Annotated in this window: 21 protein-coding genes and 1 tRNA gene; 10 read left to right on the top strand and 12 right to left on the bottom strand. The window is 70.7% G+C overall.

The annotated features are described in order from the left end of the window. Positions 1 to 10 precede the first annotated feature (10 nt). From C8K30_RS26980 to C8K30_RS27010, 7 genes are all read right to left on the bottom strand, one after another. Positions 11 to 3,964 carry a DUF4082 domain-containing protein gene (locus tag C8K30_RS26980; RefSeq protein ID WP_146197610.1) on the bottom strand — a complete coding sequence of 1,318 codons (3,954 nt, stop codon included), beginning with the start codon at positions 3,962 to 3,964 and terminating at the stop codon, positions 11 to 13. 105 nt (positions 3,965 to 4,069) lie between these two features. Next, positions 4,070 to 4,675, bottom strand: a complete 606-nt coding sequence (gene pth, locus C8K30_RS26985) for an aminoacyl-tRNA hydrolase (RefSeq protein WP_108495987.1) — start codon at positions 4,673 to 4,675, stop codon at positions 4,070 to 4,072. 179 nt (positions 4,676 to 4,854) lie between these two features. Next, positions 4,855 to 5,466: a 50S ribosomal protein L25/general stress protein Ctc gene (locus C8K30_RS26990; RefSeq protein WP_108495988.1), complete on the bottom strand. Its 612-nt coding sequence runs from the start codon at positions 5,464 to 5,466 to the stop codon at positions 4,855 to 4,857. Positions 5,467 to 5,686: 220 nt separating this feature from the next. Next, a complete protein-coding gene (locus C8K30_RS26995; protein ID WP_108495989.1) occupies positions 5,687 to 6,892 on the bottom strand; it encodes a glycosyltransferase in 1,206 nt (401 codons plus the stop codon). A gap of 92 nt (positions 6,893 to 6,984) precedes the next feature. Then, positions 6,985 to 7,968 (bottom strand): ribose-phosphate diphosphokinase, encoded by a 984-nt coding sequence (locus C8K30_RS27000; RefSeq protein ID WP_108495990.1) that lies wholly within the window; start codon positions 7,966 to 7,968, stop codon positions 6,985 to 6,987. Then, on the bottom strand, positions 7,968 to 9,548 hold the full coding sequence (glmU, locus tag C8K30_RS27005; RefSeq protein ID WP_233257513.1) for a bifunctional UDP-N-acetylglucosamine diphosphorylase/glucosamine-1-phosphate N-acetyltransferase GlmU: 1,581 nt from the start codon (positions 9,546 to 9,548) through the stop codon (positions 7,968 to 7,970). Before glmU ends, C8K30_RS27000 begins: the two co-directional genes overlap by 1 nt. A 94-nt stretch (positions 9,549 to 9,642) precedes the next feature. Next, positions 9,643 to 9,717 (bottom strand) — tRNA-Gln (locus C8K30_RS27010). Positions 9,718 to 9,938: 221 nt separating this feature from the next. Between C8K30_RS27010 and C8K30_RS27015 the strand changes: the two genes are divergently transcribed. The 3 genes from C8K30_RS27015 (at position 9,939) to C8K30_RS27025 (ending at position 12,635) form a co-directional block, all read left to right on the top strand. Further along, positions 9,939 to 10,541, top strand: coding sequence for a TetR/AcrR family transcriptional regulator (locus tag C8K30_RS27015; protein ID WP_199230726.1), 603 nt, complete (start codon positions 9,939 to 9,941; stop codon positions 10,539 to 10,541). Positions 10,542 to 11,216: 675 nt separating this feature from the next. After that, complete coding sequence (locus tag C8K30_RS27020; protein ID WP_158281131.1) at positions 11,217 to 11,777, top strand: DUF3800 domain-containing protein; 561 nt, start codon at positions 11,217 to 11,219, stop codon at positions 11,775 to 11,777. A 159-nt stretch (positions 11,778 to 11,936) separates the two neighbouring features. Then, a complete protein-coding gene (locus C8K30_RS27025; protein ID WP_108495994.1) occupies positions 11,937 to 12,635 on the top strand; it encodes a class I SAM-dependent methyltransferase in 699 nt (232 codons plus the stop codon). Between the two features lie 3 nt (positions 12,636 to 12,638). Here C8K30_RS27025 and C8K30_RS27030 read toward each other — a convergent pair whose 3' ends face one another. Then, on the bottom strand, positions 12,639 to 13,682 hold the full coding sequence (locus tag C8K30_RS27030) for a maleylacetate reductase (RefSeq protein WP_233257502.1): 1,044 nt from the start codon (positions 13,680 to 13,682) through the stop codon (positions 12,639 to 12,641). 99 nt (positions 13,683 to 13,781) lie between these two features. Between C8K30_RS27030 and C8K30_RS27035 the strand changes: the two genes are divergently transcribed. Beyond that, positions 13,782 to 14,285: a MarR family winged helix-turn-helix transcriptional regulator gene (locus tag C8K30_RS27035; protein ID WP_108495996.1), complete on the top strand. Its 504-nt coding sequence runs from the start codon at positions 13,782 to 13,784 to the stop codon at positions 14,283 to 14,285. A 22-nt stretch (positions 14,286 to 14,307) separates the two neighbouring features. Here C8K30_RS27035 and C8K30_RS27040 read toward each other — a convergent pair whose 3' ends face one another. After that, complete coding sequence (locus C8K30_RS27040; RefSeq protein WP_108495997.1) at positions 14,308 to 14,736, bottom strand: hypothetical protein; 429 nt, start codon at positions 14,734 to 14,736, stop codon at positions 14,308 to 14,310. A 159-nt stretch (positions 14,737 to 14,895) separates the two neighbouring features. On the opposite strand from C8K30_RS27040, the gene C8K30_RS27045 reads away from it, so the two are divergent. Both C8K30_RS27045 and lat read left to right on the top strand, forming a co-directional pair. After that, the gene (locus C8K30_RS27045) at positions 14,896 to 16,167 is read left to right on the top strand and encodes a CynX/NimT family MFS transporter (protein ID WP_108495998.1); all 1,272 of its coding nucleotides are present in this window, start codon (positions 14,896 to 14,898) and stop codon (positions 16,165 to 16,167) included. A gap of 56 nt (positions 16,168 to 16,223) precedes the next feature. Then, positions 16,224 to 17,531: an L-lysine 6-transaminase gene (gene lat, locus C8K30_RS27050; RefSeq protein ID WP_108495999.1), complete on the top strand. Its 1,308-nt coding sequence runs from the start codon at positions 16,224 to 16,226 to the stop codon at positions 17,529 to 17,531. Between the two features lie 45 nt (positions 17,532 to 17,576). Here lat and C8K30_RS27055 read toward each other — a convergent pair whose 3' ends face one another. Both C8K30_RS27055 and C8K30_RS30810 read right to left on the bottom strand, forming a co-directional pair. Then, positions 17,577 to 18,260, bottom strand: coding sequence for a hypothetical protein (locus tag C8K30_RS27055; RefSeq protein ID WP_132239360.1), 684 nt, complete (start codon positions 18,258 to 18,260; stop codon positions 17,577 to 17,579). 1 nt (position 18,261) lies between these two features. Then, complete coding sequence (locus tag C8K30_RS30810) at positions 18,262 to 18,792, bottom strand: peptidoglycan-binding protein (RefSeq protein WP_158281132.1); 531 nt, start codon at positions 18,790 to 18,792, stop codon at positions 18,262 to 18,264. A 158-nt stretch (positions 18,793 to 18,950) separates the two neighbouring features. On the opposite strand from C8K30_RS30810, the gene C8K30_RS30815 reads away from it, so the two are divergent. Beyond that, on the top strand, positions 18,951 to 19,325 hold the full coding sequence (locus C8K30_RS30815; RefSeq protein WP_233257503.1) for a hypothetical protein: 375 nt from the start codon (positions 18,951 to 18,953) through the stop codon (positions 19,323 to 19,325). Positions 19,326 to 19,343: 18 nt separating this feature from the next. Further along, positions 19,344 to 19,634 carry a hypothetical protein gene (locus C8K30_RS27065; RefSeq protein WP_108496002.1) on the top strand — a complete coding sequence of 97 codons (291 nt, stop codon included), beginning with the start codon at positions 19,344 to 19,346 and terminating at the stop codon, positions 19,632 to 19,634. A 183-nt stretch (positions 19,635 to 19,817) separates the two neighbouring features. Here the strand turns inward: C8K30_RS27065 and C8K30_RS27070 are convergent, their stop codons facing one another. Then, entirely contained in the window at positions 19,818 to 20,537 is a 720-nt protein-coding gene (locus tag C8K30_RS27070; protein WP_108496003.1) for an SDR family NAD(P)-dependent oxidoreductase, read from the bottom strand. A gap of 54 nt (positions 20,538 to 20,591) precedes the next feature. On the opposite strand from C8K30_RS27070, the gene C8K30_RS27075 reads away from it, so the two are divergent. Both C8K30_RS27075 and C8K30_RS27080 read left to right on the top strand, forming a co-directional pair. After that, the gene (locus C8K30_RS27075; protein ID WP_108496004.1) at positions 20,592 to 21,122 is read left to right on the top strand and encodes a MarR family winged helix-turn-helix transcriptional regulator; all 531 of its coding nucleotides are present in this window, start codon (positions 20,592 to 20,594) and stop codon (positions 21,120 to 21,122) included. A 52-nt stretch (positions 21,123 to 21,174) separates the two neighbouring features. Then, a complete protein-coding gene (locus C8K30_RS27080; RefSeq protein WP_108496005.1) occupies positions 21,175 to 22,101 on the top strand; it encodes an LD-carboxypeptidase in 927 nt (308 codons plus the stop codon). Positions 22,102 to 22,118: the final 17 nt, after the last annotated feature.

Here is a 22,118-nt window from a genome sequence, read left to right on the forward strand (position 1 = left end):
GGCACGGGCGTCACTGGTCGGTGAACACGGGGTCCACCCAGTACCCGGTGCTCTGCCAGGTGTACTGGGGGAACCCGCCGCCGTAGACGTAGGTGCCGGCGTTCGCCGGCGCCGTCAGCGGGCCGACGGTGCGCGGCTGCGCGAAGTAGCCCGACCCTGCCGCGTAGCCGCCGTTGGGCGCGAGGTAGGACACGGTGTACGTCGTCCCGGCCGTGACCGTCACCCGCTGGGGCAGGGTGACCGTCTGCCAGCCGTCGCTCCCGCCCGACGGCGCCTGAGCCGTCGCCAGACGTGTACCGGTGGCCGACCACACGGACACCGTCTGCGTGCCGGTGTTCGCCGGCCCCCGGTAGAAGCGCACGGCCGTGACGAACCCGTTGCGGTTCGCGGAGAACCGCGTGCCGAGCTCCACCGCCGCGCCGTCGTCGGCCGACGCGATCGGCGGCACGTCGCCGGCGAAGATCGTGCACGGGCACTGGCCGTCGAGCGCCTTGGTGGTGAACGACCACGAGCTCGCCGCGATCGTCTGCCCGCCTGTGGTCCTGCCCGTGAACGACGCCGTGTACGCCGTGCCCGGCTGGAGCGCGCTCGTGGGCGTCAGGGTCGCCGTCGTGCCGGAGATCGCGAGGCTGCCGGGCACGGCCGTGCCGCCAGGGCCGGTCAGCGTCAGCGTCGTGCCGGAGGTTGCCAGCGAGTGCGACGCCGTGACGGAGACCTTGGTGCTCGTCGGCACGTCGATCGCGGAGGCGGACGGCGTCCGCGACACGATGGTGGGTGCGACGGCGGCCGGCTCGAACGACACGTCGACGAGGTAGGACGTGGACGTCGCGGTAGTGGGGCGACCTGAGCCGTAGACGTAAACGCCCGCGTTCTGCGGCGTGGACAGGTCCCCGACCGTGCTGGCGGCACCGAGCGCGCCGAGCGTCACCGGGTAACGGCCGGACGGTGCGCGGTAGCTCACCGTGTATTCCTGGCCGGCGGTCACGTCGGCGGGTACGTCGAACGTGACGTCCTGCCACCCTTGCGCCACCGGGGTGCTGACGGTCGCCTGCGCGATCAGCTGCCCGCTGCTGCCCCACAGGGAGGCCACGAAGGGCCCGGTGATCTGGGTCGACTTCCAGAACTGCAGCCCGAGGACCTTGCCGTTCACGCGCGGCGAGAAGCGCGTGCCCAGCACGACGGCGGCGGTGTCGGCGGCGGCCGCGGTGCCCGGCACCGTCGCCTCGTCGAACAGACCGCACGGGCACGTCGTGGACGGCGGGCGGAGCGTCCGGAAGGTCCAGGTCCCGCCGTCGGACAGTGTGGTGCCCTCGGCGGACCGGGCGGTGGCCACCACCCGGTACGTGACAAAACCTGCCAGTGGTGCCGACGGCGTGAAGGTGGCCGTGCGGGTGGTGGCGTCGTAGGACACGGTTCCGGGGGCCGCCGTGCCGGCCTCGTCGGTCAGCGTGATGCTGATCGACGACGCCACGACGCTCTTCGAGAACGTCATGCGCACCGGGGCGTCCAGGCGCACGCTGACCTCACCCGACACCGGGGTACGCGCGGTGACGGTCAACGGCGAGCTGTCGGTAGTCGTGAACACCGGGTCGACGTAGTAGGCGGCGTTGTCCCAGTTCTGGGTCGGGACCGTGCCGGGCGCCCCGTAGAGGCCGGCCGGGGCGGCACCGAACCCGCCCTCGACGGTGAGCTGCTCGGCGTCGCGCCCCTTGGTCTGGAAGGCCCACGGGGTCGCGGTGTAGCCCCCCTTGGGCGCGGTGTAGGACACCACGTACGCCTGCCCCGCGACGACGGGTACCGCGCCGGTGAACGACGCCTCCTGCCAGCCGGTCGCCGACTCACCGGTGAACTGCACCCGGGCGAGCTGCGCGCCGGCCGCACTCCACAGCGTCCCGGTGTGGGTGCCCGTGTTGGCCGCGGACTTGTGGAACCGCACGCCGCTGACGTAACCGTCGACCGCCGGGACGAACCGCATGCCCAGCTCGACCGCCGACGAGTCGTCGGCCGGCCCGTTCGGTGGCGGCGTGCTGCCGAACACGGTGCACGGGCAGGTCACCGATGCGCCCACCGTTGCGACGGCCCCGATGTTCGCGGAGTCGTCGATCGCACGGGCGCGCAGCGTGACCGCCCCTGAACCGAAGACCTGTCCGGTGTACTGCCAGCTCGCGCGGCCCGTGGCGGGGTGCCAGGTCTTGCCGCCGTCGAGCGACACCTCCACGCCGGCCACCCGGCCCGCGACGTCGATGGCCGTGCCCGTGACGGTGACGGTCGACCCGCCGCGGTACGACTGCCCCGCAGCCGGGCTCTGGATCTGGGTCGTGGGCCCCGTGGTGTCCGTCGTCCGCGTCGCGGGGATGATGCCGGACGCCAGGGTGCCCGGTTGGACGCCCATGTCCGCGAACAGGTTGACCGTCGCCTGGCGCATCCGCGAGTCCGCGGGAGCGCCGTTCCCGTCGTGCTGCTGGTCCAGGCCCCAGGCCCACTGCACCGTACCGGCGGAGAACACCCGTGCGCCGCTCGCGGCGCGGTACATCGTGATCGTGTGCTTCGTGACGCCGGGCGCCACCGTGTTGCCGAAGTCCTGCAGGTACTCCGGTACGTTGCCCACCGTCGTCGACATCCGGATCAGGCCGGCGGGCCGGAACCCGTTGTCGAGGTCCTCGTTCGACTCGTACCCGACCGTATGCTGCGCCAGCGCCTGGGAGGTCCCGGCGGGCAGGGCGGCCAGCGTCGTGCCTCGCCAGATCCTCAGCTTGCCCTCCTCGGACGTGACCGTCAGCGCCAGGTCCGAGTAGTTCGTCGTGTACAGGGTGCCGATGATCCCGTTCTCCGGGCGGCCCGCACCGGCAGCGGTGCTCGCGTACCGGGGATCGCGCCACGTGCCGGTCCACTGGCTCGAGGGGTCGATCTTGGCGCGGCTCCACGTCTCCTTGTACGACACGAGGGTGCGGCGATCGGTCGCCGGACCGGCCACCGACGGCTCCCAGCGCGTGCGCCAGTACATCTCGTTGCCGGCGAAGAAGGCGAGGTTCACCCCGGCGTCCCGGGCCTGTTCGACGGCGGCCCGCTGCGGGCCCGACCAGTACTCGTCGTGCCCGACGGACAGGAACGCCTCGTGGTTCAGCAGCCTGGCCCCGTCGCGGTCGGTGTCGGCTCCGGCGATGTAGGTGACGCTGTAGCCGTTCTGTTCCAGGAAGCGCACCATCGCGTACTCGGCGCTGAAGTAGAAGTCGCGCCCGTTCTCCAGCCCGCGGGTGTTGAACGGGCGGTTGTAGCTGAGCTTGTAGGCCCGCCCGTTGCCGCCGCCGCTGTAGAAGCTGGACCCGCCGTAGGTGTTGTAGGCCTGCCAGGTGGTGTCCGCTGTCTGGAAGACCATGTCGGCCTGTGACCCGTCGTCGCGCACGACGAACGTGATGTGGCTCTGCCCGCCGGTGTCCGTCCGGGTCAGGAGCGCGATGTACACCCCGGACACGGCGGTGGCCGGGATGTCCCACCCGGCCGAGACGGCCCAGTTCCCGCAGTCGACCAGCTCGGTCGCCTCGGCCCAGGCGCACTCCGGCTGGTTCTGCGGCAGCGTGGCGCTCGGGCTGACCGACGCGATCTTGCGCGCACCGAGCCCCTGGTACCAGCCCGTCCGATAGATGTCGACCGTGTACGCCCTCGCGTTGGTGTCGATCTTGAACGAGACCCGGTTGCCCGTGTCGACGCTCATCTCCGTCGCGAAGCCCTGGATGCTCGGGTCGCCGGCGTCCTCGATGTCCCACACCTGGGGGGACGTGCCCGGCTTGGAGTTCTCGCAGACGATCGGGTTGCCCCCGGGGTCGCAGGGGGCGGCCTCCGCGGTGGTGGCCGGGACCACGGCCAGCAGGGCCGACGACAGAGCAAGGGCGGCAGCGACGACGCCCGCCATCGGGCGGAGGCCGCGGCGGGCCTGGTTCTGGGGTAGTGCGGAAGTGTTGCGCACGTCGCCACTCTAGGAGCGTAAGTGCCACCTGCGCGGTGCCAGGAAGGCATGATCACCCGCGGTTCACCCGTTTGCATCCAGGCCCGTCAGGCCCTGCCGGACGGCTCAGGCCTTGGCCACGTGGTACTTGCTCTGCGCCGCCAGCAGGCCCCCGGTGAGGAGCAGCTCGACGGCGTCCGCCGCGTCGTCCACCAGGATCGGCAGGTCCTTCTTCTCGGTCCCGCTGAAGTCGCGCAGCACGTAGTCCGCGGTGTCCATGCGGCCGGGCGGACGGCCGACCCCGACCCGCACCCGGTGGTAGTCCTTGGTCCCGAGCGCCTTGGTGGTGTCGCGCAGCCCGTTGTGGCCGCCCTCGCCCCCGCCGATCTTGAGCTTGATCGTGTCGAAGGGGATGTCCACCTCGTCGTGCACCATGACCACCTGGTCGGGCTCGACGTCGTAGTACTTCGCGAGCGCGCTGACCGGGCCGCCCGAGGTGTTCATGTACGTGGTCGGCTTGGCCAGGATCACGCGGGGGCCGGGGGCCCCGCCGGGCAGCACCCCGAGCCGGGTCTCCGCGACGACGGCCTGGGCCCGGGCGTGCTTCGAGAAGCGCGCGCCGGTGCGCTCGGCCAGCAGGTCCAGCACCATCTGCCCCACGTTGTGCCGGTTGCCGGCGTACTTGGGGCCGGGGTTGCCGAGCCCGACGACGAGCCAGGGCCGGTCACTCATGTCACGTCCTTTCAAGACGACGGAGATCCTTCACGCGGACGGCCCGCCCGCGGAAAGCCGTCGGGCCGAGGTAGGACCCCGCGCCGCGCACGATCCTCTCGTGCGCGCGCCTGCAGGTTCTACCTCGGCCCGGTCGCGTTCGGGCTCACGGCCGGACGCGCTGGGTCGCGGGAAGCGACTCAGCCCTCCGAGGACGCCTCGGCGGGCGACTCGGCGGATGCGGCCGAAGCCTCTTCCTCGTCCGGGCTTGCCTCGCCGCGCGGCTCGGTGACGAGCACGACGACGGCCTTCGGGTCGGTGAGCAGCGTCGAGCCCTCGGGGAGGGTGATGTCGCCGGCGTGGATCTGCGTGCCGGTCTCGAGGCCCTCGATGGAGACCTCGACGGACTCGGGCAGGTGCGTGGCCTCGGCCTCGACCGACAGCGACTGCTCCTCGACGAGGTGGATGGTGCCGGGGGCCGACTCGCCGACGATGTTCACGGTGATGTCGACGGTGATCTTCTCGCCGGCGCGCACGACCTGCAGGTCGATGTGCTCGATGACGTTGCGGACCGGGTCGCGCTGGACGTCCTTGGCGACGGCCAGCTGGCCCTTGCCGTCCAGGTCGATGTTCAGCAGCACGTTGGTCTGGCGCAGCGCCAGCATGGACTCGTGGCCCGGCAGGGTCACGTGCACCGGGTCGCCGCCGTGCCCGTACAGGACCGCGGGGATCTTGTTGTCGCGGCGGATGCGGCGGGCCGCACCCTTGCCGAACTCGGTGCGGGACTCGGCGACGAGCTTGATCTCGGCCATGGGAATTCACTCCTGGAAGGTCTGTGTGCAACTCGATGGGGGCGGCTGCGTCGGCGCGGGACACGTGACGGGCGCGGAGCGGGCACGTGGGACGGAGTGCTGGAGTGGTACTCCGCCCAGGGCCGCCGACGGCCGCCCAGTCGATCACGGACGCCGGCCGATTGCTTGCGGGATCAGCTCCCGCCGCGGCCGTCAGGCGTCCCTCGCCGAGGCAACCTGACTACTGTACCCGCTCGTCGGCGCGGTCCGCACCGAGAGGCGGTGTGACACCGATCGCCGGCTGCGTGCGCCGGGGCTTGTAGACCACCTGGACGTGGAACACGAACCGCAGCAGGAACGCGACGACGAGCGTGATGGCCTGCACCAGCACCGGCCACATGCCGGTGTGCTCGACCAGCCACCACAGCACGGGCAGGCGGATCGCCGCCTCGGTGCCGTTGAACGCGAACGAGTGCGCGAACCGCGACCAGACGCCGCGGCCCTCGTTGCGCAGGTCGCGGAACACGAACCGCTCCTGCAGCAGGAAGTTGATCAGGATCGTCACGACGGCGGAGATCACCGCCGCCACCACGTAGTGCACGCTCAGCGTGGTCAGCAGCCACAGGATGACGATGTTGAGCACGGCGCCGAAGCCGCCGATGATCGCGAACCGCGACATCCGCCCGAACCTCAGCGCCGCGAGCTGCTCCAGGTACCGCAGCCCCGTCTTGAAGGTGGCCTTGGAGTGCCCGGCGTACCGCTCGCCGAACACGAACGGCTCCTCCCCCACGACCAGGGTGTTGCGGGCCAGGAGCTCGAGCAGGATCTTGAAGCCGCGCGGGTGCAGCGCGTCGAGGTCCAGCCGGTCCACCCGGGTGGCGAAGAACCCGGTGAGCGGGTCGGTCACGTTGCGCAGCCGGACCGGGAACATCGACCGCGCCAGCAGGGCCGAGCCGATCGAGACGCCGTGCCGCCACCAGCCGTCCAGCCCCCCGGCGTCGCCGTCGCCGGTGTACCGGGACGCGACCACGATGTCGAGCCCCGACTCGCGCCCGCGCGTGACGAGCGCCGGCACGAGCTCCGGCGGGTGCTGCAGGTCGCCGTCCATCACGACCGCCCACTCGGTCGTGACGGTCCGCAGCCCGGCCACGACGGCGCCGCTCAGCCCGCCCTGCCGCGACTCGCGGTGCAGCACCCGCACGGCGACGGGCGCGGTGGCCGCGACCTCGCGGATCCGGTCGGGGGTGTCGTCGGTCGAGTCGTCGACGAAGAGGATCTCGACCAGCTCGGGCGCCCCCACGGGCGCGGGACCGCCCTCGGGTCCCTGCAGGACGCCGGAGCGGCGACCGTCGTCGGGCAGCACACCGAACGCGGCGCAGAGCCGCTCGGTGAGCGCGGCGACGTTGGGTCCCTCGTTGAACGTAGGGACCACGACGGTGACGGTCACTGACCCTCCCAGATCGATGTCAAGACACGGTCCTCCGTTGACCGTGTCCGAGTCAAGTGCCCACCTCCGCGCCGCGAATCAGGAGTCGCGGATCAGGAGTTGCCGTCGAAGAGCGAGGTCACCGATCCGTCGGAGTGGACCTCGTTGATCGCGGACGCCAGCAGTGGCGCGATGGAGAGTACCTTGAGCGTCTCGAACCGGCGGTCGTCCTCGATCGGCAGGGTGTCGGTGACGACCACCTCGCGCGCCCCGCAGTCGGTGAGGCGCTGCTTCGCAGGGCCGGACAGCACGCCGTGCGTCGCCGCGACGGTCACGGACTTGGCGCCGGCGGCCATGATCACCTTGACTGCCTCGGCGATCGTGCCGCCGGTGTCGATGAGGTCGTCCACCAGCACGCAGTCGCGGCCCTGGACGTCGCCCACCACGCGGTTGGCCACGGACTGGTTGGGCCGGGTGACGTCGCGCGTCTTGTGCACGAACGCCAGCGGGCCGCCGCCCAGCTTGGAGGCCCAGATCTCGGCGACGCGGATGCGGCCGGCGTCGGGCGAGACGACGGTGACGTTCTCGACGTCCACGCGGGTACGCACGTAGTCGACGAGGATCGGCATCGCCCACAGGTGGTCCACGGGGCCGTCGAAGAAGCCCTGGATCTGCGCGGTGTGCAGGTCGACGCTCATCAGGCGGTCCGCGCCCGCCGTCTTGAACAGGTCGGCGATGAGGCGGGCCGAGATCGGCTCGCGGCCGCGGCTCTTCTTGTCCTGGCGGGCGTAGCCGAAGAACGGCGCGACGACGGTGACGGAGTGCGCCGAGGCCCGCTTGGCGGCGTCGACCATGAGCAGCTGCTCCATGATCCACTGGTTGACCGGCATCGTGTGCGACTGCAGCAGGAACAGGTCCATGCCGCGCACCGACTCGCTGAACCGCACGTAGGTCTCGCTGTTGGCGAAGTCGTACGCGGAAACGCCGAGAAGGTCGATGCCCAGCTCCTTCGCGACGTTCTTCGCCAGCTCGGGGTGTGCGCGGCCTGCTGCCAGGACGAGCGGGTGGCGGTTCGGGCCGGGGATGGTGCTGGTCATCAGTGGGACTTTCCTTTCTTGTCGGCCCCAGGGGCGGGGGCCTGGTCGGCCGGCTCGGCCTGGGCGGCCGCGGCCTGCGGGGCCGCGGGGGCCCCGGCTGCATTCTGCTGGGCGAGCTGCCACTGCGCCTGGTCACTGAGGCCGGTTGCCCCGCCTTGGGCGTTCGCGGCGGCTTCCGCCGCGGCCGTCCCCGGCCGACGACGGGCGACCCAGCCCTCGATGTTCCGCTGCTGCCCGGCGGTGACGCCGAGCGCACCGGCGGGCACGTCCCGGCGGATGACGGACCCGGCGGCGGTGTACGCGCCGTCGCCCACCGTCACGGGCGCGACGAACATGTTGTCCGCGCCCGTGCGCGCGTGCGAGCCGATCACGGTGCGGTGCTTGTGCACGCCGTCGTAGTTCACGGTCACCGACGCGGCGCCGATGTTGGTGTGCTCGCCGATCTCGGCGTCGCCCACGTAGGACAGGTGCGGGACCTTGCTGCCCTCGCCGATCTCGGCGTTCTTGGTCTCGACGAAGGTGCCGATCTTGCCCTTGCGGCCAAGGCTGGTGCCGGGGCGCAGGTAGGCGAACGGGCCGACGGAGGCGCCCTCGCCGATGACGGCGAGCGACCCGTGCGTGCGGATCACCGTGGCGCCGACGCCGACCTCGACGTCGGTCAGCGTCGTGTCGGGGCCGATCGTGGCGCCGGTCGCGACCACGGTGGCGCCCTTGAGCTGCGTGTTGGGCAGGAGCGTGACGTCGGGGGCGAGCTCGACGTCGACGTCGATCCAGGTGGTTGCCGGGTCCTGCACGGTGACGCCCGCGCGCTGCCACTCCTCGACGATGCGGCGGTTCATCTCGCGGGCCAGGACGGAGAGTGCCACCCGGTCGTTGACGCCCTCGACCAGCATCGGGTCGTCGGCGAGCAGGGCCCGCACGTGCAGGCCCTCCGCGTGGGCGAACGCGACGACGTCGGTCAGGTAGACCTCGCCCTGCGCGTTCTTGCTGTCGAGGCCGCCCAGGCCGCGGCGGAGCGTGGCGGCGTCGAACACGTAGACCGAGGAGTTGATCTCCCGGATCTCGAGCTGGTCCGCGCTCGCGTCCTTGTGCTCCACGATCTCGAGCACATCGCCCGTGTCCTTCTCGCGGACGATCCGGCCGTAGCCGGTCGCGTCGTCGACCTCGGTGGTGAGGATGGTGACGGCGTTGCCGTCCGCGTGGTGCGCCGCCAGCAGCTGGCCGAGCGTGGCGCCGTCGAGCAGGGGGACGTCGCCCGCGACCACCACGACGGGGCCGTCGACACCCTCGCCCAGGATCTCGCCGTCGGCGATACCCGCGGCCGCCGCGGCCGCCTGCGCCTTGGAGTCGAGCGCGGCCAGGGCGCACTGCACAGCTCGGCCCGTGCCGGGGATCTCGTCCTGGTCCACGAGGACCGCGCCGGGATCGAGCTGCCCGACGGCTTCCGCGACCAGGTCGCGCTCATGGCGGACCACCACGGCCACCTGCGCCGGCTCGAGCTCGCGAGCGGCGGTCAGCGCGTGTCCCACCATCGGCTTGCCACCGAGCGGGTGCAGGACCTTCGGCAACGCCGACTTCATGCGGGTGCCCTGGCCGGCGGCAAGAACGATCACTGCTGCCGGCTGAGGTGTCTCGGTCACGAGTGCTCCGATCGGTGGGTTCGTCAGATCCGGATGGCTCCGCCCCCAGGATTCGAACCTGGACTAAAGGCACCAAAAACCTCTGTGCTGCCGATTACACCAAGGCGGACCGGGCGCGCGCGAGGCTCCGTCGTGACCCGAAGCGGGCGTGTGCCACCGTCGCACGTCCGTGAACAGTCTGCCAGGTCCGCGGGCATGCCCCATGCCGAAGCAGCCGGGGCGTCAGCCACACGGTTCGCCGGGCCGCCCTGCTCCGGACATGTCCGTAACTCCCATTCGGGCACAATGAACCCCATGGCCGCCGACAACCGACGTACCCACAGACCTCGCATGACGGCCAGTCAGCGTCGTGAGCAGCTGCTCGCGGTCAGCCGCGGACTGTTCGCCGAGAAGGGCTTCGAAGGAACCAGCGTGGAGGAGATCGCGGCCCGCGCCGAGGTCTCCAAGCCCGTCGTGTACGAACACTTCGGCGGCAAGGAGGGCATCTACGCGGTGGTAGTGGACCGCGAGGTGCAGGCGCTGACCACCGCACTGACGGGTGCGCTCGGCTCCGGCGGCCACCCGAAGGTCCTGCTGGAGCGCACGGCGCTCGCCCTCCTGGACTACATCGAGTCGTCCGAGGACGGCTTCCGCATCCTCGTGCGCGACTCTCCCGTCGCGCAGGCGACCGGGACGTTCTCCAGCCTGATCGGCGACGTCGCCACCCAGGTCGAGGCGATCCTGGAGCCGCAGTTCAAGGGGAACGGGCTCGAGACCAAGACCGCGCCGCTCTACGCGCAGATGCTTGTCGGGATGATCGCGCTCACCGGCCAGTACTGGCTGGACGCGCGCAGCCCCAAGAAGACCGAGGTCGCGGCACACCTGGTGAACCTGGCGTGGAACGGCCTGCACAACATGGAGAAGAAGCCGGCACTGACGAAACTGTCGCGCTAAGGCTCGGCAGCGCGACAAACTGACGGCACGTCAATATCGCCCGGTGAAATGCCGGTCAGCCGGTGAAATGCCCGAACCTGTCAACCGCATTTGCGCCGGGGAAACAAAGTGTGCGCGGGCGCAAAAGAACGAACACCTCCTGCGTAGTTCCGCAGGAGGTGTTCGTTTGGCTGGGGATGGTGCTAACGCCGCCGCCGAGTTCCCCGCGCGGCGTATTGCCTGCTCAGATACCCAGGATGGCGCGAATCTGCGCCAGGGTGATGCCGAGGGAGTCGAGCAGAGTGGTGAGGACGTCAACGACGGTCATGTTGCTATTCCTTCCAGAAAACGGGAATCACAGGATGATCACCTGCGAGCGGAACAGTGTTCGCGTTCCACACATTAAGCACACGACACGGACTCTGCAACGGGAAATGGATATTCCTCTTTAATGCGCGCCCAGTTTCACCCTGTGATAGTGGGTCCGAAATCGAGCAGCACACTGCGATAAACCGGACATATCTTTGAGTCAAGGTCCACTCGATGTGGGCTGCCTGGCGGGCGCGCCAGGCCCCGCTCCACAGGTCGGTGCATTCGCCGGGCAACACCGCACCAGGTGCCATAGAGTTGATGTAACGAGAAGGCGAGCCCGGGTGTGCGGGCTCGCCTTCGTGCATCTACGACGACAGGAAGCCCGTGAGGCCGAGCGATCCCAACCGCCACACGCCAGATCAAGTCCCCCGCCGCGCCCACGCCTTCATCGACGAGTCGAAGTCCCGTGGGTACCTGATGGCGGCCGCATTCGTTCATCCGAGGCATCTGCAGTCCCTGCGTCACGCACTCCGTCAGCTTCGGCCACGGGGTCGACGCAGCGTGCACTTCAACGGTGCGCGAGACGAGCTTCGCCACGCCGTCCTGGACACCTTGGTCGCGCACGACGTCACCGCAGTGGTCGTCCAGGCCACCGGGCGACGTGGTCTGCAGCAACGCGAGATGTGCGTCCGGAAGCTTGCGCAGCACTGCTTGGCAACGGAAGCCGGAATCGTCGTCCTGGATCTTGACGAGAGTGTGGTCGGCAAGGACCGCCGGTGGTTGTACGAGGAGCTGCACAAGAGCGAGACCCGGTACGACCACATGCACCGCCACGAGGAGCCGTTGCTCTGGGCTGCGGACGCGGTCGCGTGGGCATGGCAACGGGCTGGATCCTGGCGCGACCGGGTACGCCCCATGGTCGTCCGATTTCAGGAGGTGCCCTGACAACGCGAAGCCCGGGCCACCCACCTGAAGGGTAGGCTCCCGGGCTCACTTCTCGGGGCTAGTGCCCCTCGCACTGCTAATACTACTGATATCCCAGTGCTCAGCAAGCAGTTGGCGCTTTGGGCGCATCACACCATGCGTTGTTCTACGCTGCCCGTCGTGACGTCCTCCGAGCACCTCACGACCGTCGGCGCCGACTACGACGCCATGGCGCAGGCCTACACCGCGTTCGCGGGCGAGGCGTTTGCCGGAAGGCCGCTGAACCACGTGCTGGTCGAGGCATTCGCCGGCCTGGTCCGGCAGGCAGGCGGCGGGCCCGTGGCCGACGTCGGCTGCGGGCCCGGGCACGTGACCAGGTACCTGCAAGACCGAGGCGTCGATGCCTTCGGCGTCGACCTCTCACCGCAGCTCGTGGCGCTGGCCCGCGAGGCCAGCCCGGGCATCCGGTTCGACGTCGGCGACATGGGCGCGCTCGACGTGACGTCCGGGAGCCTCGCCGGTGTGCTGGCGAACTACTCGCTCATCCACACGCCGCCGGACGTGCTGCCCGCGACGCTCGCCGAGCTGAGTCGCGTACTGGCACCCGGCGGCTACCTCCTCGCGGCATTCCCGGCGCTGGACGCCGCCGGCGCGACGGCCGAGCCCTGGGACCACAAGGTGTCGCCCGCCTGGCGCTATTCGCTCGACCACGTCATCGGCCTGCTGAGGCAGACCGGCGTCCACGAGGTGGCCCACATGGTGATCGCGCCGGGCGAGGACCAGGTGCGGGGCTTCCCACAGGCGCACCTGCTCGGCCGCAAGACGGACGACACGGACCGCACGGACCGCACGGACCGCACGGACCGCACGGACCGCTGAGCCTCACCACGCCGCGAGCAGCAGCTCCTCCACGGCGTCCGCGGTCACCGGCCGCGGGTTGGGATAGGGGCTCGCCGCCACCCGCTCGGCCACCTCGCGCAGCGCGGTGCGCGGCAGGCCGAGGGCCCCGAGCGTCGTCGGACCTTCGTGCAGAGCCGCGAGCGCCGACACCGCGAGGACCGGGTCGCCGTCCGCAACCCGCGCCAGCCGGGCGGCCGTGTCGGGCGCCGCGACCAGGTTGAACCGCATGACGTGCGGCAGGAGCATGGCGTGCAGCTCCGCGTGCGGCAGGCCGAAGGTCCCGCCGAGCACGTGCGCGAGCTGATGGTGCAGGCCCATCCGCGCCTGCGCCAGGCACGCGCCCGCCAGCCACGCCGCCTCCTGGAGCCGGCCACGCGGGACGACGTCGGACAGGCGGTCCAGGACCGCGGGCAGCGCCGTCAGGATGCCGTCGGCGGACTCCATCCCGTACGCGCGGGTCGCGGCGCTCGCCTCGGTGTCCCACAGCGCCTCGACGGCGTGCGCCAGCGCGTTGAGGGCGGAGGTCAGCGTGAGCCCGTGGGGCATCGACAAGGTGAGCTCCGGGTCGTAGACGACGGTGCCCGGCGCCAGGGCGGGGTCGCGCCGCGTCGTCTTGACGCCGTTTTCGGTCTCCCCGAGCACGGGCGTCGCCTCCGAGCCGGCGTAGGTGGTGGGCACGGCGACCTGTGGCATCCCGGTCCGGATCGCGAGCGCCTTCGAGAGCCCGATCGACGACCCTCCGCCGATCGCGACGATCGCGTCCGCCCGCACCTCCCTGGCCAGGGTGAGCGCCTCCGCGGTCACCTCGACCGGCGTGTGCTGGGCCGGACGCCCGAAGGTCGCGGCATACCGCTCCCCCAGGGCCGTGGCCAGGTCCTCCGCAACCTCCGCCGACGACGGCGCCGCCACCACGAGCACCCGCTGTGCCCCGAGCCGTTCGATCTCGTCCGGCACGAGTGACCGTGCCCCGGCGCCGTGCAGCACCCGGCCCGCGTACGCCTGGTGCACCCTGATGTCTGTTCCCACGAGGCCTGAGCCTACGGTCGCCCCAAGGCCTCCGACCACGGGCAGCGCCACGCGCCCTGTCGAGATTCTTGATATCGAGACATCCGGTAGCCTCTCGCCATGGAGCACACAGGTCCCGCCGACGAGGTCGACCGCATCGTCGCCGCGTGGCACCACGTGCGTCCCGACCTCGAGCTCGAGCCCCTCACGGTGTTCAGCCGGGTGTCCCGCCTGGCCCGCCACCTCGATCTCGCGCGCCGGACCGCGTTTGCCCGGCACAGCCTCGAGACCTGGGAGTTCGACGTGCTCTCGGCGCTGCGCCGCGCCGGCGCGCCGTACCGGCTGTCGCCCGGCACGCTCGTCACGCAGACCCTCGTCACCAGCGGCACCATGACCAACCGGATCGACCGCCTGGAGTCGCGCGGGTTCGTGCAGCGGCACCGGTCCCCGGACGACCGCCGCGGCGTCCTGGTCGAGCTCACCGGGGAGGGCCTGGCGCGGGTCGACGCGGCGATGAGCGACCTGCTCGACATCGAGGCCAAGGTGCTGACCGCCCTGTCCCCCGCGGAGCGCCCGCAGCTGGCGGCCCTGCTGCGCACGGTGACCGCCCAGTTCGACGAGTAGCGGCGCCAGTGGCGCCGGCCGCTCAGCGGCTCCGGCTCACCACAATCTTCTCGCGGCCGAGCTGGTCGGGCAGGAAGAAGAGGTCGTCGGCGTCGGCGACGTACAGCGGCAGCTCGCCCAGCTTCGCCGGCATGCCGTCGGCGTCCGTCACGGTCAGCTCGACGTGGTCCGCCGCGTTCTTCGAGACGTACTTCCAGGTGCCCTCGATCTCGGCAGGGGCGTCCTCGGCGGTGCCGTCCATCGCGTCGTCGAGCACGTCGCTCGGGACTCCGACGGCCGTGAACGTCCGGTCCTCGCCGAGCGCGACGACGGTCGCCGCCCCGTCACCCACGTAGGAGCCCACGAACTCGGGCTCCGTGTAGTCGAGCTTGCCGAGGTCGAAACCGCACCCCGACAGCATGAGTACACCGACGAGCGCTCCCACACCTCGGAAGACCTGCCGCTTGTTCATTCAAAGACCCTCGGTTGATCCAGTCCTGACCGGTCGCCCAATCTAGCGGGAAAGCCACATTCCCTCCCGGGGACCCGGGGTACCGATCGGCCCTGCTTGTGGCGATGCGATGGACGCCCGACGCAACCAACTGCCCCCGTCCCGCACAATGACGGCATCATGAGCAACATCCGCACAGCGGCAGGCGGCTCCGCGCTGCTCGTCGCGGTCCTCGTCTTCGCCCTGAACCTGCGCACCCCCATCACATCCCTCCCGCCGGTCATGGCCGACGTCGCAGCTGGGCTCGGCCTGGACCAGACCCTGGCGGGCCTGCTCGTGGGCATCCCGGCGCTCTGCTTCAGCGTGGTGGCGCCGGCGGCGTCGGGCCTGATCGCCCGCGTCGGGCCGTACGCGGCGGTGACTGTCGCCCTGGTCGGGGTGATCGCGGGGACGCTGATCCGGTCGGCCGGTTCGGGTACGGCGGCCGTGGTTGCGGCCTTCACGGGGACCGTCGTGCTGGGCTGCGCGATCACCGTGGGCAACGTGGTGGTCCCGGTCATCATCGCGCGGGACTTCTCCTCGAGGACGGCGCTGGCGACGGGCCTGTACTCGTCGACGATGAACCTCGGGTCCGTCTTCGCGACGTCGCTCACCGCGTCCTTCGCGGCCGTGCTGGGCTGGCAGGGTGCGGTCGCCTCGTGGTCGCTCGTTGCGATAGCGGCGCTCGTGGTGTGGCTGGTCACCACCCGGAGGATCGCCAGGCCAGTGCCCGACGGCGGCGCCGCGCCAGGCGAGGCCCCCACCGAGACGCTGGTCGAGGGCCCCACCGGGACCCCTGCCCGGGCGATCGTCGAGCGGCCCGACGAGACGTGGAGCGGCGTCCTGCGCCGCCCGATCACCTGGGTGCTGGTCGTGGCGTTCGCGGGGCAGTCGTTCTCGTACTTCGCGGTGACGGGCTGGCTGCCGGAGCTGCTGCGCGACCTGCTGGGCGTGTCCGTGACCACGGCGGGCAACGCGGCGGCGCCGTTCCAGGGCCTCGCCATCGCCGGCAGCGTCCTGGTCCCGCTCGCGCTGGCCGCCCGGGTGCCGATGCGCGGCGCCGCGGTGATGATGGGGCTCCTGTGGGTGGCGCTGCCCGCGGGCCTGCTGCTGGCGCCGCAGTGGTGGCTGCTGTGGGTGAGCCTCGCGGGGATCGCCCAGGGCGGGAACTTCGTAGTGATCTTCACCATCGTCGCGCAGCGGTGCCGCACCGTGGCCCAGACCCGGCGGACGGTCGCGGCCGTGCAGGCGTTCGGCTACGCGGTGGCGGCTTCCGCACCCGCCGTGATCGGCGCGGTGCACGCGGCGTCGGGCGGCTGGACCGCGGCGCTGCTGGTGATGCTCGCATCCACGCTGGCGCTCGGAACGGCGGAGCTGCTCGCCACGAGGCGCCCGGGGCGCGCACGGCCCTGACAGGAACTTTTCCATAGTCATTGAAACTTGGCAGGATCATTGCCAACCTTTCCAGCATGACGACACACCTTGAGCCCACCGCAGTGCTCCCCACCCTTCGCGAGCACCTCCTGGTCGACGGGTTCGACCTCGTCCTGGACCTCACCCGGTCGCACGGCTCCACGCTCGTCGACGCGCGGGACGGCCGCGAGTGGCTCGACCTGTTCACCTTCTTCGCCTCCTCACCCCTCGGCATGAACCATCCCGCCCTGGCCGACGACGCCGCGTTCCGCGAGGAGCTCGCCACCGCCGCGATCAACAAGCCGTCCAACTCCGACATCTACACGGTCGAGATGGCGCGGTTCGCCGACACGTTCGCGCGCGTGCTGGGCGACCCCGCCCTGCCGCACCTGTTCTTCATCGACGGCGGCGCGCTCGCCGTGGAGAACGCGCTCAAGGTCGCGTTCGACTGGAAGTCCCGCCTGAACGAGGCGAACGGCCGCTCCCCGGAGCTCGGCACCCAGGTGATGCACCTGGAGCACGCGTTCCACGGCCGCTCCGGGTACACGATGTCGCTCACCAACACGGAGCCGGGCAAGGTCGCCCGGTTCCCCAAGTTCGACTGGCCGCGCATCCCCTCCCCGTACATCGCGGAGGGCAAGGACATGGACGCGGCCGAGGCCGCCGCGCTCGGGGCCGCCCGCGCCGCGTTCGAGGCCAACCCGCACGACATCGCGGCCTTCATCATGGAACCCATCCAGGGCGAGGGCGGCGACCACCACTTCCGCCCCTCGTTCCTCCAGGGCATGCAGCTGCTGTGCCAGGAGTTCGACGCGCTGTTCATCATGGACGAGGTCCAGACCGGCGCCGGGATCACCGGCACCACGTGGGCCTACCAGCAGCTCGGTGTGACGCCCGACGTCGTCGCGTTCGGCAAGAAGACGCAGGTCTGCGGCATCATGGCCGGCGGCCGCGTGGACGAGGTCCCCGAGAACGCGTTCGCCGTCTCGTCGCGCATCAACTCCACCTGGGGCGGCAACCTCACCGACATGGTGCGCTCGCGCCGCATCCTCGAGACCTACGAGGCCGAGGGCCTCGTGGACCGGGCCCGGACCATGGGCAAGCGGCTCCACGACGCGCTCATCGAGCTGTCCACCCGGCACGACGGCGTGACCGACGTCCGCGGCCGCGGCCTGATGTGCGCACTTACCCTGCCGTCCCGTGAGGTCCGCGACCGGGTGCTGGCCGCGCTCACCGAGCGGAGCGTGCTGCTGCTGGGCTGCGGCGAGCGGTCGGTCCGGTTCCGCCCGGCGCTGACCGTCACCGTCGAGGCGCTGGAGTCCGGGGTGCAGGCCCTGGACGAGGTCCTGACGGAAACCCTCTGACCGGCGTGCCGGATGCTCAGGCCCCAGACCTGGGCGTCCGGCCCGTCACTTGTCCTCGGCCGCGACGCTGTCCGCGATCTTGATCAGCTCCGTCACCGTCGGCCCCGCGGTCCCCGTGGAGGTGCGGCCGAGGGTGGCGAGCAGCAGGTAGGAGCCGGCGTCGTCGGTCCATTCGACGCGCACCGGGCCGAAGCCGTTGTTGTCCACGCGGGTGACCCGCGCCTCCAGGCCCGACTCCGGGAGATCCTGCGACTCGACCGTCACGTTGTCCCCGGAAAGCTCCTCGGACAGCTCCCCCGACCCCGGGTAAGCCACATAGGTGATGGCCGACGCCGGGTGGTACGCGCCCGAGCGGACCTCCTCCTCGGGCCACGCGAGGCCCGGCTCGCCGCGGAACGTCTCGGCGTTCTCTGCCCCGTCCAGCGTGTACGTGATCCACGTCCCGAGGTGGTCCTCCGCCGTCGTGCGGCCGATCCCGGCCGAGATGTCGGCGGGGCACTCGGCCACGGCGTGCCGGACGGCGTCGGGCACCCAGTGCGGCTGGCGCAGGTCCTCGGCACAGGTGCCGGAGGTGAGCTCCGTGGCGTCCGCCGGGACGACGACGGGCTCGTCCTCCCCCGAACCGATCACCATCGTGACCACGACGATGATGATCGCGCCGAGCAGCGTGACGGCCCCGCCGAGCAGCCATTCCGGCCGGATCTTCGGTTCCTCGATGGTGGTGACCACGTCAGCCACCGCACTCGATCTCGGTGACGGCGTCGCGCGAGAGGGCGATGACCTTGTTCGACGCGACCGGGCTCCGGGCCACCCCGGGCTGCACGTAGGAGCCCCAGTCGCAGTCGTTCTCGGCGAAGTACGCCTCGCGCGAGCCGCCCGGAGCGGCGTAGCGGATGCGGTGGTCGGGGCCCTGGCACTCGAACTCCGGGTCGCACAGGGAGATCGCGAGCGCGCGCATGGTGACCCACGTGCTGGTGTCGACGCAGCCGCTCACGGGCAGGCCGTTGTACGCCTGGAACGCCTCGGTCGCGACCTCCGACTCGCTGTCCCAGGCCCCGTCCACGGGCTTCAGCCCGGTGCCGGCCCACAGCACGTTCTGGGCGGCGACCACCTCGCCACCGGACGTGTTGCCGCACTCGCCGACCGGGTCGTTCGACACCCACGTCGCGGTCGAGTTCACCGCCTGCACCACGGCAGCGATGATCAGGGCGGCGACCACGGTGCCTCCGCCCGCCTGCAGCCAGGTTCGGGTGGTGGGCATTCCCTCGGCGCTCCTTCGTCTGCCCGACGCCGAAGCCGGGCAATGTGCTGGCGAGCGCGAGCGTAACAATCCACCCTTAAAAGACGGAAGCGACGCACCGGGAGAAAACCCATCATGATCACGATGCGTTACACGACGGTACTTCGGATACATTGGCCATGAAAGGCCACCCGTTGCGTATAAGCAACAGTTTTCAACATGTAGCCAGACGAACCATGCGTGATGATTGCCCGATGGAGAGTGACCTTGCCGACCCCGGCAACTTTGTGCTGCACGCTTGGGTCGACGAGTCGATGCGCCGTGCATCCGACGGACATCGCGGCCTCTACTTGCTCGCGGCGGTCGTTGCCGACCCGACGTCGTGCGAGCCGGTTCGCGATGCGCTTCGCGAGCTCGTGTGGAAAGCCAACGGTCGACTCCACTGGCGCGACGAGACCAGATCACGTCGCGCCAAGATCGCCTCCGCGATCAGTATCCAGGACCTTGCGCACGTCGTCGTGGTCGCGGCGCCAGTCGACCCCCGACGTCAATAGCGGGCGAGACGAAAGTGCATGGAGCGCCTGCTGTACGAGCTTGACCAGATGGGCGTGACCAAGGTCTGGCTCGAGACGCGGCACGAGTCCCTCAACCGGCGCGACACAACGATGGCTGCAGCGCTCTACAGCCAGCAAATGATCTCAAAGAACCTGCGCGTCGACTTCGGCCGACCGAAAGAGGAACCGATGCTGTGGGTTCCTGACGCCGTGGCGGGGGCCGTAAGCGCCGCCCGGCATGCGAGCGAGGTGGAGATCCGGCTACTGCTCGGGGACGCAGTCCTGGAGATCGACATCGACCTGCAGTAGACACGCGAAAGCCGGGCTCCCGTCCTCCGGCGGGGGGTCCCGGCTTCACTTCCTCGCACCCCATGGGGGGAGGCTGGTCCAAGAATAGCAAGCAACACGGATCCGGCCACTGATCCGGCTCAGACCAGAACATGAGCGCCGTCGCAGAGATCAAGACCAGTCGCTGCTCGGTGGCCGCCCGAATCACCGCGTCGCGTGCGCCCCGCCATTGATGTGCAGCGTCTGCCCGGTGATGTGGCGAGCCCCGGGCGAGGCGAGGAACGAGACCAGCGAGGCGACGTCCTCGGGCAGACCAGGGCGCCGGTCGTGCGTGGCGGCGACAAGCCGGTCGCGGCGCTGGTCGGTGAGTCTGCCCTTGAAGTATCCGGTGTCCGCGATGTACCCGGGCGCTACGCAGTTCGCGGTGATCCCACGCGGACCGACCGTCGCGGACAAGCCCGCGGTCCACGCCTGCACCGCCGCCTTCGCGACGCCGTACGACGTTCCCGCGTACTCGGCACCGATCGAACCGACGGTGACGACGGCCCCGCCGGCCGGCATGTCCTCCAGGGCGGCCTTCACGACCAGCACCGTGCTGAGCAGGTTCGCCTCGATGTTCGCACGCCAGCCATCTGCCACCTGCACGAGACCGACCGGTTCGGGTCCGTCGAAGTCCGTGTTGCCACCGGCCATGGCCACGAGCACGTCGACGGGCGCGTCAAGCTGCGCCATGAGCGCCTCGACGTCGGCGGGCTGCCCGACGTCGCAACGAACCCCGCGCGCGCCCGTCATCTCGACGGCGCGATCGAGCCGAGCGGCGTCGCGACCGGTGATGACCACGGTGTCGCCCTGCTCGACGAACTGGCGCGCCACCGCGCCGCCGATGCCGCCGGAACCGCCGGTGACGAGAACAAGTCTGGGCATGCTGCTGCCTCCCGATCGCGTGTATGTTTAGACCTAAACGTACAGGAGGTCCGCGTGACCGAATACCCCTTCGACACCGCGGCGGCCGTTCCTCCAGCGGTGATCGCCGCGGCCTGGGAACGCGAGCTGCCGGGCGTGCCGGTGTCGTCGATCAGCGTGATCACGCCGCTGTGGCGGGTCGCGAAGACCCTGGCGGACGACCGGCGTCGGACCCTGCGCAGGATCGGGATCGATCCCGCGACGCTCGACCTGCTCAGCACCCTGCGCCGCTCGGGCACACCGTGGTCCCTGACGACGCGGGAGCTCGCGGCACAGACGCTCGTTACCGCCGGGGCGATCTCCCAGCGGGTCGCGCGGGCGGAGCGCGACGGGCTGGTGGCCCGGTCGTCGTCCGACGCCGGACGGCGGGCGGTCGCCGTAAACCTGACCGATGCCGGCCACGAGCTCGTCGAGCGTGCCGTGCGCGAGCTGCTCACCCATGAGGAGGAGCTGATGGCCGGTCTGTCGGCAGAAGATCACCAACTGTTGTCGGGTCTGCTGGGCCGACTCACCACGACAGTACGTAGGAAGATTTCAGATGGATGAAAGAAAGTACCGTCAGCGAGCGCAAGCCGAACCGAAAGGTAATCTCGGCGGCATGCTGCGGCCCCTGACCAGCCCGCCGCGACTGCGTCGGGGCGACACCGTCGCCGTCGTCGCCCCCTCCGGTCCCGTGCCTGCCGACCGGCTCGACGACGGCATCGCCCACCTGCGGGACTGGGGCCTCGACGTGCAGGTGATGCCGCACGTCCAGGACACCCACCCGGGACACCGGTACCTGGCCGGCTCCGACGAGGCGCGCGCCGCCGACTTCCAGGAGGCCTGGCTCGATCCCGACGTCCGCGGGATAGTCACGGCGCGCGGCGGGTACGGGGCGGCGCGGATGGTCGAGCTCGTCGACTGGGACGCGCTCGCCGCCACCGATCCCAAGGTACTCGTCGGGTACAGCGACTGCACGGTGCTGCACCAGGCGGTCGCCGCCCGGCTCGGGCTGGTATCGCTGCACGGCCCGATGTCGGGGACGGTGTCGTTCCTCAAGTCCGAGCCGGCTCGCGAGCACCTGCGGCGCACCCTGTTCGAGCCGGAGACCGCGCAGACGGTCACCAGCCCGCAGGCGCACACCCTGGTCGGCGGGACAGCCCGCGGCATCACTACCGGCGGCTGCCTCTCGCTCCTGACCACGTCCGTCGGGGTCGGCACCACGCCGCCGTCCGCCGCCGGCGGGATCGTGCTGCTGGAGGACGTCGACGAGAAGGCCTACCGGATCGACTCGTTCCTCACGCACCTGCTGCGCGCCGGCTGGTTCGACGGAGCGGTGGGCATCGTGCTGGGCTCGTGGCAGGACTGCGAGCCGGTCGAGCCGATAGTCCTGGACCTGCTCGGGCCGCTCGGCATCCCGATCCTGGGCGAGCTCGGGTTCGGTCACGGGCCCGACCCGCTCACCGTGCCGCTGGGTGTGTCCGCCGAGCTGGACGCCGACGCCGGCACGCTCACGCTGGACCACCCGGCCCTCACGCTGCGCTGAGCGCCCAGCGCGGGGCA

The sequence above is a fragment of the Promicromonospora sp. AC04 genome (assembly GCF_003058225.1).
GTDB lineage: Bacteria > Actinomycetota > Actinomycetes > Actinomycetales > Cellulomonadaceae > Promicromonospora.